Here is an 8,534-nt window from a genome sequence, read left to right as displayed (position 1 = left end):
TTCACATTATCTAATTGGGATGGAATATGAAAAAAACGTTAATTGCTGCAACACTATTTAGTCTTTTGGCTAGTAATCAAGCTATGGCTTCTGACGAAACAACGGAACTACGCCAGATTATTGAGCAGCAGCAGAAAGTGCTTAAAGATCTTGAAAAGCGTCTTGAGCAAACTGAAAAGCGTGTAGAAACTACTGCAGATGTAGTAGAAGCAACTGCATCAAGCAAGTCGGCAACCACTATTGGTGGTTATGGTGAATTACACTATAACAACATTAGCAATAACCAAACGGGTACCGACAAGAAAGAATTCGACTTCCACCGTTTCGTTTTATTTGTAGGTCACGAGTTTAACAGCACTACTCGTTTTTTCTCTGAACTAGAAGTTGAGCACTCAATTGCCGGTGAGAGTAAAAAAGGCGAAGTTGAGTTAGAGCAAGCTTATATCGAGCACGACTTTAATGAGATGCTTACCGCTAAAGCAGGTTTATTTTTAATGCCAGTGGGTATTATCAACGAAACTCACGAACCAACAGTATTTTACGGTGTTGAGCGTAACCCAGTAGAAAAAGACATTATTCCTGCAACATGGTGGGAAGGTGGTTTAAACCTTAATATTAAAGCGGCTCCAGGTTTAGCGTTTGACACTGCAGTGACATCTGGTTTGTATTTGGATGAAAGCTCAGGCTATAAAATCCGTAACGGTCGTCAAAAAGTATCTGAAGCAAAAGGCGAAGATTTAGCTTATACCGGTCGTGTAAAATACACTGCAGTACCGGGTTTAGAATTAGCTGCCACGGTTCAGTACCAGTCTGACTTAACTCAAGGTACTGCTGGTGTTGATAGCGCTTCTGCTACATTGTTAACCGCACACGCTATTTACAGCATTGAAAACTTTACTGTTAAGGCTTTATTCGCCCAGTGGGATATTGATGGTAAAGAAGCTGAAGCATTAGGTCGCGATAAGCAAAATGGTTTCTATATTGAGCCTTCTTACCGCATTAATGAACAGTTTGGTGTGTTTGCTCGTTATAACGAGTGGGACAACAATGCCGGTGATAGCGCTGACACCAAGAAAAAACAAACCAACGTGGGTGTTAACTACTGGTTACACGAAAACGTAGTGTTTAAAGCTGATTACGAAAACATTGGTGGAGCTGCAGATTCAGACGGTTTCAACCTAGGTGTTGGTTACCAGTTCTAATTGCTGAGCATTCAGTAAAAAGACACTCCGATAAAACAGATTATCGGTAAAATTATGGGTGCCAACAGTGTATATTGTCGGCACCCTTATTTTTACTCTTGGCTAAGGATTGATATGCAGGCAATATTACGATCATATTTGATGCTATTTATGATGGGATTAGCTGTTTATTCGTCGGCGTTTAGTGCTGTAGCAACACAGTATCAGTCAAATGACGCCTTTATTAACCAAGCATTTAATGGCAATGCTGGCGAGTCTAAAGTGTTGTGGTTAGACGATGATCTAAAGCAAGCCATAGAAGCTATTTTAGCCCATCGTTTTAATAAAATGCGTATGCGCTACTGGCAACACAATGATGAAACCGTTTGGATAATGGACGAAATAGGCAAAGAGTCGCCGATTACGGTCGCTATTCATATTAAAGACCATCAAATTGTGCGGACTAAAGTGTTGGTTTATCGTGAAAGTCGCGGTGACGAGGTTCGTCATGATTTTTTTACAGACCAATTTAAGCTGGCCAAGTTAGATGATCAACATCAGCTTGATAAGCATATAGACGGGATTACTGGTGCGACATTATCAGTAAGAGCGTTAACTAAGTTATCGCGCATTGCATTATTACTTCATGCGCATGTGGTGCACTAAGCCACGTTTCAATTCAAGCGGATCATTTCAAGCAGGTTAGTGTGACTAAAACATCTCGACGTAACCGTTTTAGACTTAAGATTTTGCGAGCCCTTCGTCCTTGGCATCGTCGCTTAGGATTAGTGAGTGCATTGTTTATCTTATTGTTAGTGCTTACAGGCGTAGCAATAAACCACAGCGATGATTTTGGTTTAGACCAAACACCAGTTACCCAGTCGTGGTTGCTTGATTATTATGGTATTGCTGCACCTTCTCATGTTGCTCAGTTTGGTATTGCACCGTCTGCATTATATATTACCGATAATTTGTTGTGGCAAAACCAACATATGATTTTAGAGGCAAATACGACCTTAATCAGTGCCAGCTATGTCGATAACATGCTGGTGGCCATAGATGCACAGCAATTGTATTTGTTTAATGATCTTGGTCAATTGCAAGAAACTCAAAATGCCAGCACAGGTCTTCCATCTGGTTTGTTAGCGCTAGCGATTGTAGATGGGCGGGTGTGGTTAAATACCGACAATGGCGTTTATCAAGCCGACGAACAACTCATCGATTGGCAAGCTATTGCGCCGTTAACAACGCCAGTCGCTTGGCTGAGTGAAAGTGACGTTGTAGACAAAGAGGTTGTTAATCTTGCTCGCAGTGCTAATTTGCATTGGCAACGTGTGATACTCGATTTACATAGTGGACGTTTATTTGGTCATTTAACGGTTTGGTTGTGGGACTTATTTGCGCTAGCATTGTTAATGGTATCTCTCAGCGGCTTTTGGATTTGGTTAAAACAAAAACCACCGAGATAGTCTATTCAATAACTATGTTTAGCGTTCAAATTGCTCAACTGTGTCGGTTAGCTTGTCAGCTAAATTACTCAACAAATTACCAGCCTCGCTAATTTGATGATTACCCTCAGAAACTGACTCACCTAATAGCGTGAAATCTTGCACTTTAAGTTTAACGGTATTCGCTTGCTGCTGTGAAGCTTGTGCTAGCATGGCAGATTCTTGGCTGACGGTAGCAAGAGACAAAATAAGTTGGCGGCTCTGTTCAAGCGTTATCACTAACTGATTTGCTAATGATACTGAGTGTTGTGCTTTTTGTTGGTTTGATGCCATATTGTCGACCGCAGATTGAATTGAATCGACAATATTGGCCAGCATTGTATTTATTTCTACTGTTGAATTATGCGTGCGCAAGGCTAGCGTTCTAACTTCATCAGCAACAACCGCAAAACCTCTTCCGGTTTCACCAGCTCTAGCCGCTTCAATGGCTGCATTCAATGATAATAAATTTGTTTGTGAGGCAATATCGGCAATGGTTTTAACCACTGTCGCTACTTGTTTACCTGAATTTTGCAGTGTTAGTAACATGCTGGCGGTTGTTTCAATGTCTTGAGCCAGTACGCTAATGCTGTCTGCTGTTTGTTTAACTTCTTTTTGCCCTTCAACCATACTCTGCGCACCCTGCTGAGCAGAGTCTGAAGCACTTTGTGAGTGTTCGACACTTTGCTCCATTTGTTGCTCAAGTTGCGACATTACATCCACTAAACTCACAATAGTGTGTTGAAGCTCATCCACAGATGCTGATGATTTACCTGTAGTGTTACTTAATTGGGCAACGGTTTGGCTAATACTGGCGATGGCATCATGTACTTCATTCATCCCTAAACGGAATACGTTAATTAAGCCATTAACACTGGTGGCCACATTACTAATTTCAACGATACATTCATCAGATAATTTAGCTTTCAAATTACGATTTTGGGCAATGCGGGTGAGGTCGTTTGATAGTTGCTGAATCGGCGTAGCAATTTGTTTTTGTGCTGCTAAGTAAGCCCCAGCAGCCACAACCAACATTAGCCCGACTAATACAAAAATAAGCATAGTATTATGGCCAAGTTCATTTTGAATGTTGATCGCATTAAGGTTGGCTTGAGTTGAGATTTCCTCAGCAAGAACATCTAGACGATCTTTGAGCTCGTTAGCACTGTTATTTAATGTGCTTAAATGATTACGGGCATTGTCCCAATCTACCGATGATTTGCTCATGGTGTTTTCAAGTGCCGATAACGCGGCGTTAAGCGCGTCAATTTGTGGCATTAATTGAGTAGATGTTACGGTATTTAATTGTTGATATTGCTCGTTAAGGCTTTTTTCTAGTTTAACTTTATTCTGGCTAAATTCTGTAACATCGATAGTTGTGCCATATAAAGAATAACCCATTAATACCAATTCTTTGGCAAGGCTTTGCACCCGTGTAATGCTGTTAAGCGCTGGTAATGTGCCATCAACAAACCCACCGACTTCTCGTTTTACGGTTTGGTTGCTGTTATTGAGTAAAACAGCAGCCACTAGGGTCATTAATAAAATAGCTGCATAGCCTAGAAGAATACGAGCTTTGATAGTATTAAAAGCGTTAAACATGGGTTAATACCTTAATCGGGTCATTTTTTTGATCTCAGTGTTACTAAGACCAGATACAAGAGAAGTTATGTTCATTTTATTCTAATGTTAAACATATCGGCACAGTATTAACATTCTTGATTAGGAATCGTTAAATTATGCTAGTTGCGTTTATTGTGAATATAAGCTGATTAGTGGCCAAAAGGACTATCGACTCTAATTTGTACATACTCGTGTCAATAGTAGCCTAGTGTTGTGCTTATATCTTGGCGAGCATGATTAATTATTCTATTGATAAATTGTCTTAATAACGTTGAAACAGATAAACAATAGCTTGAACAGATGCATAATCGCGATTACAAAATCAAATTAACCATACATGTTATTGGTTGTAGTCTGCATCTGCATTTGTTTGACAGTCAGTGCTGGTGATAAGGATATTGGAAGGTGGCGTTCATGTTGTTTCAACACAGCATGGTGGTAATCCTGCAGTGGCAAGTCATCAAATCTTCGTTAATTACGATATTAACTTTTGATGTTTTGTATTTGAGAGCTTTACAATATTAGCATTAGGTCTAATCGTAGTTCAGTCGTCTAAATATATGCAGCTTGTACAGTGTGGTCTGTATGCTTACCTGTTTAACTATGCAGGTTATTCGCAAACAGTCCTATTGAGTTATAAGGTCAATACGTATTAGGCTGGCAAATCTTGCCGCTTACGATATTGCTATCGTTAAACTCGCATCGTATAGCAACAAGCATATGTTAGTCAGATGATGGTTATCAATGTCAGCATCATCCTAGCTCACAAGCTGTATTGACTCAGTTGTTATTTCAGTTTGTTGCATCTTTTTCAACTCAATATTTTTCCACACTTTGTCATGGAAGTAGAACACAACTGTATTGACGGCAGGCTCAAGCAGGGCAATGGTACCACCGATAATAATACTACCGGTTAATAGGTAGGTAATCGTAAAAGCCACACTGAAGTGTAAAATGGCAAAGCTGATTGTCTTTTTCATGATGAATCCCCTGTTTGATTTATTTAAATGATAACAGTTCTCATTATCATGTAAAGAGGGTTGATTCGATTACTGCAAATGAAAATTTCGATTACGTTTGTGATTTTTAATATTGAAAACAATAAAGGCCCTAAAAAGGGCCTTCCATTACAGTTAATAACATGAATTAATTCAGGCGATTAAAACAGATATTGTGATTAGTAATGCCACGGGAAACGTGAAAAGTCTTGATCTCGTTTTTCTAAAAAGGCATCACGACCTTCTTGAGCTTCTTCACTAGCATAGGCTAAGCGTGTTGCTTCACCGGCAAACAATTGTTGGCCAACCAAACCATCATCAGCCATATTAAAGCCATATTTAAGCATACGCATTGCTGTGGGGGATTTAGAATTAATCTCTTTGGCCCAGGCTAAGGCTTCAGTTTCTAGTTCGGCATGTGGAATGGCGCGGTTTACCATACCCATGTTAAATGCCTCTTCTGCAGAGTAATTAAACCCAAGAAAGAAGATTTCGCGGGCACGCTTCTGACCAATCATCTTGGCTAAATAAGCACTGCCATATCCGGAGTCAAAACTGCCTACATCAGGGTCGGTTTGCTTGAAAACAGCATGTTCTTTTGACGCCAACGTTAAATCACAAACCACATGTAAACTATGTCCACCACCCACAGCCCAGCCAGGTACAACCGCAATGACCACTTTAGGCATGAAGCGGATCATTCGCTGCACTTCTAATATATGCAGACGCCCCATGCGAGCGACATCAGGTGTGCCTTCTTCAGCACCTTCATATTTATAGCCATCTTTACCACGAATACGCTGATCGCCGCCTGCGCAAAATGAGTACTGACCTTTTGCTGATGGTCCATTGCCTGTAATGAGTACACAACCTACATCGGACCATTGTCTAGCATGGTCTAAAGCTGTATAGAGTTCGTCTACCGTTTTAGGGCGAAATGAATTAAGGCAATCAGGCCTGTTTATTGCGATACGCACCGTGCCTTGAGATTTTGCGCGGTGGTAAGTGATGTCTTCAAAATTGAATCCTTCGACAAGATCCCATAACTCAGGGTCAAAGATGTCAGATACCGATTCAGCTTGTGATTGTGTCATAAAAAAACCTAGCCCCTATTGCAGATATTACACAAAGGCTAGGCTTATTTGATACTTAGGTCAATTCGTTACCATAAAATCGTTAACGATCTCGAGTTATTAGATTTTATCGCAAATAAATTGCAGATTGTCTTTAGTAAAAACAGGGTGGCGAGCACTACTATGGCAGTATTGGCTTTTAAACTCGCTAATTGCTTCATTACTGGTAAATACACCATCTAATTCACGAATTTCAATTGTCGATAAACGCTCATAAATTTCCGTTTTAATTTGTGGAATGTGTTTATCTATTTTAGTGATTTTTGTACCAGTCATCGAATCAAGCTTTTTATCTGCCTTAGTAAACATCGTTTTAATGTCATTAATGGGCTTATCAAGCTTGTCTGTTTCTGTCGCGAAATAATAAATAACCCCCGCGATTATTGCTAATCCTATCCAGCCTCTCATCTTTTTATCCAATAATGTGTTATTACCTATATAATAAGCTAGTTATCGTTCAATATTAAAGCAGTAAGGCTGTAACATGACGACAGAATCCAACTCCAAGGACTTTTCCAAACAACAACGTATTCAAATCCATCAACCTGATGCTAGTAAAGCAGACCGCTTCAATCCGCGCAACCGTATTTACGTAAGAGCTGTCGATGGCTTATGGACAACCTTACGACGTTATATGGGGTGGATAGCCATGTTATTTTTCTTACTTCTGCCTTGGTTACCCTGGGGAGACCGTCAAGCCGTTTGGTTTAATCTTGCTGAGCAAAAATTTCACGTCTTTGGTTTAACTATTTGGCCACAAGATCTCACCTTGCTTGCCGCACTCTTTATGATAGCCGCATTTGGGCTGTTTTTCGTTACCACTTATCTAGGCCGAGTGTGGTGTGGCTATACATGCCCACAAACAGTGTGGACCTTCATCTTTATATGGTTTGAAGAAAAGTTTGAAGGCGCGCGTAATAAACGTATCAAGCTTGACCAAATGCCGTGGAGTGTGAATAAACTCTGGCGTAAAACAGCAAAACATACCTCTTGGTTATTAATATCACTATTAACAGCTACTACCTTTGTATCCTACTTTGTTCCAAGTCGTGAGCTCTATATTGACTTTTTTACCCTTAATGCAGGTGGCGGGATATATTTTTGGGTGGTTTTCTTCACTATTGCTACTTACGGTAATGCCGGATGGATGCGTGAGATCATGTGCATTCACATGTGTCCCTATGCCCGCTTCCAAGCTGCCATGTTTGATAAGAATACCTATATAGTAGGCTACGACACCCAACGCGGTGAAACCCGTGGTCCTCGTACACGTAAACAAGATCCTAAAGAGATGGGTTTAGGCGACTGTATTGACTGTGACTTGTGTGTACAAGTGTGCCCAACTGGAATCGATATTCGTAATGGTCTGCAATATGAATGTATTAACTGTGGTGCTTGTATCGATGCATGCGATAACACTATGGAACGAATGGGATACGATAAAGGGTTAATCAGTTACACAACAGAAAACAAACTTGATGGTGTGCAAGAAAAGGTACTGCGACCTAAGTTAGTTGGTTACGGTGTGGTGCTGACTGCGATGATATTAATATTCATTTATGCCAGCGCAACGATTGCTCCGGTACGTATGGATGTCATTAGAGATAGAAACTCACTTTATCGAGAAAATAACCAGGGCAATACAGAAAATACCTTTACGATTAAAATTCTCAATAAAACAGAGCAACCACAAGAATACGAACTAAGCGTCGAAGGTTTGCCTAATGCCAGATGGATTGGCCCACAGCATGTATCGATAGAAGCTGGTGAAGTATTAACCCTGCCAATTAGTATTGCAGTTGATCCTATTGAGTTGAAGAGAAGTATCACCAAAATCGATATCAAAATAACTGCACAAATAGATGGTAGCCCAATAGAAATAAAACAGGAAACTCGATTCTTTGGTGATTAGAACCGAGTGAAATAGCCTAAAAAGGGACGGATAGTCCCTTTTTTGTTCTTTTCGATTGAAAAAGCACCTCTCGGTCATGTTTTTGCAATATTTAGCCTATTTATGCTTGCACAAATAATTAAGCTCCCTATAATGCGCAACCACTGACACGGCATACGTCGCTGACAGGTTGTAAGGTTCAAATTGAAGTTTACAACGGT

Annotated in this window: 8 protein-coding genes; 4 read left to right on the top strand and 4 right to left on the bottom strand. The window is 40.3% G+C overall.

Translation table 11 applies throughout. The features are described 5' to 3' along the window. Positions 1-26 precede the first annotated feature (26 nt). The 3 genes from CXF78_RS07785 to CXF78_RS07775 all read left to right on the top strand — a co-directional run bounded on the left by CXF78_RS07785 (position 27) and on the right by CXF78_RS07775 (position 2,650). Positions 27-1,202 (top strand): porin, encoded by a 1,176-nt coding sequence (locus CXF78_RS07785; RefSeq protein ID WP_011639440.1) that lies wholly within the window; start codon positions 27-29, stop codon positions 1,200-1,202. A 114-nt stretch (positions 1,203-1,316) separates the two neighbouring features. After that, positions 1,317-1,847 carry an FMN-binding protein gene (locus CXF78_RS07780; protein WP_011639439.1) on the top strand — a complete coding sequence of 177 codons (531 nt, stop codon included), beginning with the start codon at positions 1,317-1,319 and terminating at the stop codon, positions 1,845-1,847. Then, positions 1,805-2,650 (top strand): PepSY-associated TM helix domain-containing protein, encoded by an 846-nt coding sequence (locus CXF78_RS07775; RefSeq protein WP_308302241.1) that lies wholly within the window; start codon positions 1,805-1,807, stop codon positions 2,648-2,650. Before CXF78_RS07780 ends, CXF78_RS07775 begins: the two co-directional genes overlap by 43 nt. Positions 2,651-2,668: 18 nt before the next feature. Here CXF78_RS07775 and CXF78_RS07770 read toward each other — a convergent pair whose 3' ends face one another. The 4 genes from CXF78_RS07770 to CXF78_RS07755 all read right to left on the bottom strand — a co-directional run bounded on the left by CXF78_RS07770 (position 2,669) and on the right by CXF78_RS07755 (position 6,830). Next, on the bottom strand, positions 2,669-4,270 hold the full coding sequence (locus CXF78_RS07770; RefSeq protein WP_102036448.1) for a methyl-accepting chemotaxis protein: 1,602 nt from the start codon (positions 4,268-4,270) through the stop codon (positions 2,669-2,671). Positions 4,271-5,049: 779 nt separating this feature from the next. Continuing rightward, positions 5,050-5,271 carry a DUF2061 domain-containing protein gene (locus tag CXF78_RS07765; protein ID WP_059746129.1) on the bottom strand — a complete coding sequence of 74 codons (222 nt, stop codon included), beginning with the start codon at positions 5,269-5,271 and terminating at the stop codon, positions 5,050-5,052. A gap of 197 nt (positions 5,272-5,468) precedes the next feature. Beyond that, positions 5,469-6,383: a 1,4-dihydroxy-2-naphthoyl-CoA synthase gene (locus tag CXF78_RS07760; protein ID WP_011639435.1), complete on the bottom strand. Its 915-nt coding sequence runs from the start codon at positions 6,381-6,383 to the stop codon at positions 5,469-5,471. 99 nt (positions 6,384-6,482) lie between these two features. Then, positions 6,483-6,830, bottom strand: coding sequence for a hypothetical protein (locus tag CXF78_RS07755; RefSeq protein ID WP_011639434.1), 348 nt, complete (start codon positions 6,828-6,830; stop codon positions 6,483-6,485). 76 nt (positions 6,831-6,906) lie between these two features. On the opposite strand from CXF78_RS07755, the gene ccoG reads away from it, so the two are divergent. After that, positions 6,907-8,334, top strand: coding sequence for a cytochrome c oxidase accessory protein CcoG (gene ccoG, locus CXF78_RS07750; RefSeq protein ID WP_011639433.1), 1,428 nt, complete (start codon positions 6,907-6,909; stop codon positions 8,332-8,334). Positions 8,335-8,534: the final 200 nt, after the last annotated feature.

The organism is Shewanella sp. 11B5 (assembly GCF_002836795.1).
Taxonomy (GTDB): Bacteria; Pseudomonadota; Gammaproteobacteria; order Enterobacterales; family Shewanellaceae; genus Shewanella; species Shewanella frigidimarina.
Note: the sequence above shows the minus strand (reverse complement) of the source record. Positions and strands in the feature narration are given on the sequence as shown.

Excerpts from the sequence above, each read along its gene's own strand:
- CXF78_RS07760 (WP_011639435.1), bottom strand. The coding sequence starts at position 6,383 with ATGACACAATCACAAGCTGAATCGGTATCTGACATCTTTGACCCTGAG.
- CXF78_RS07785 (WP_011639440.1), top strand. The coding sequence starts at position 27 with ATGAAAAAAACGTTAATTGCTGCAACACTATTTAGTCTTTTGGCTAGT.
- ccoG (WP_011639433.1), top strand. The coding sequence starts at position 6,907 with ATGACGACAGAATCCAACTCCAAGGACTTTTCCAAACAACAACGTATT.
- CXF78_RS07765 (WP_059746129.1), bottom strand. The coding sequence starts at position 5,271 with ATGAAAAAGACAATCAGCTTTGCCATTTTACACTTCAGTGTGGCTTTT.
- CXF78_RS07780 (WP_011639439.1), top strand. The coding sequence starts at position 1,317 with ATGCAGGCAATATTACGATCATATTTGATGCTATTTATGATGGGATTA.
- CXF78_RS07770 (WP_102036448.1), bottom strand. The coding sequence starts at position 4,270 with ATGTTTAACGCTTTTAATACTATCAAAGCTCGTATTCTTCTAGGCTAT.
- CXF78_RS07755 (WP_011639434.1), bottom strand. The coding sequence starts at position 6,830 with ATGAGAGGCTGGATAGGATTAGCAATAATCGCGGGGGTTATTTATTAT.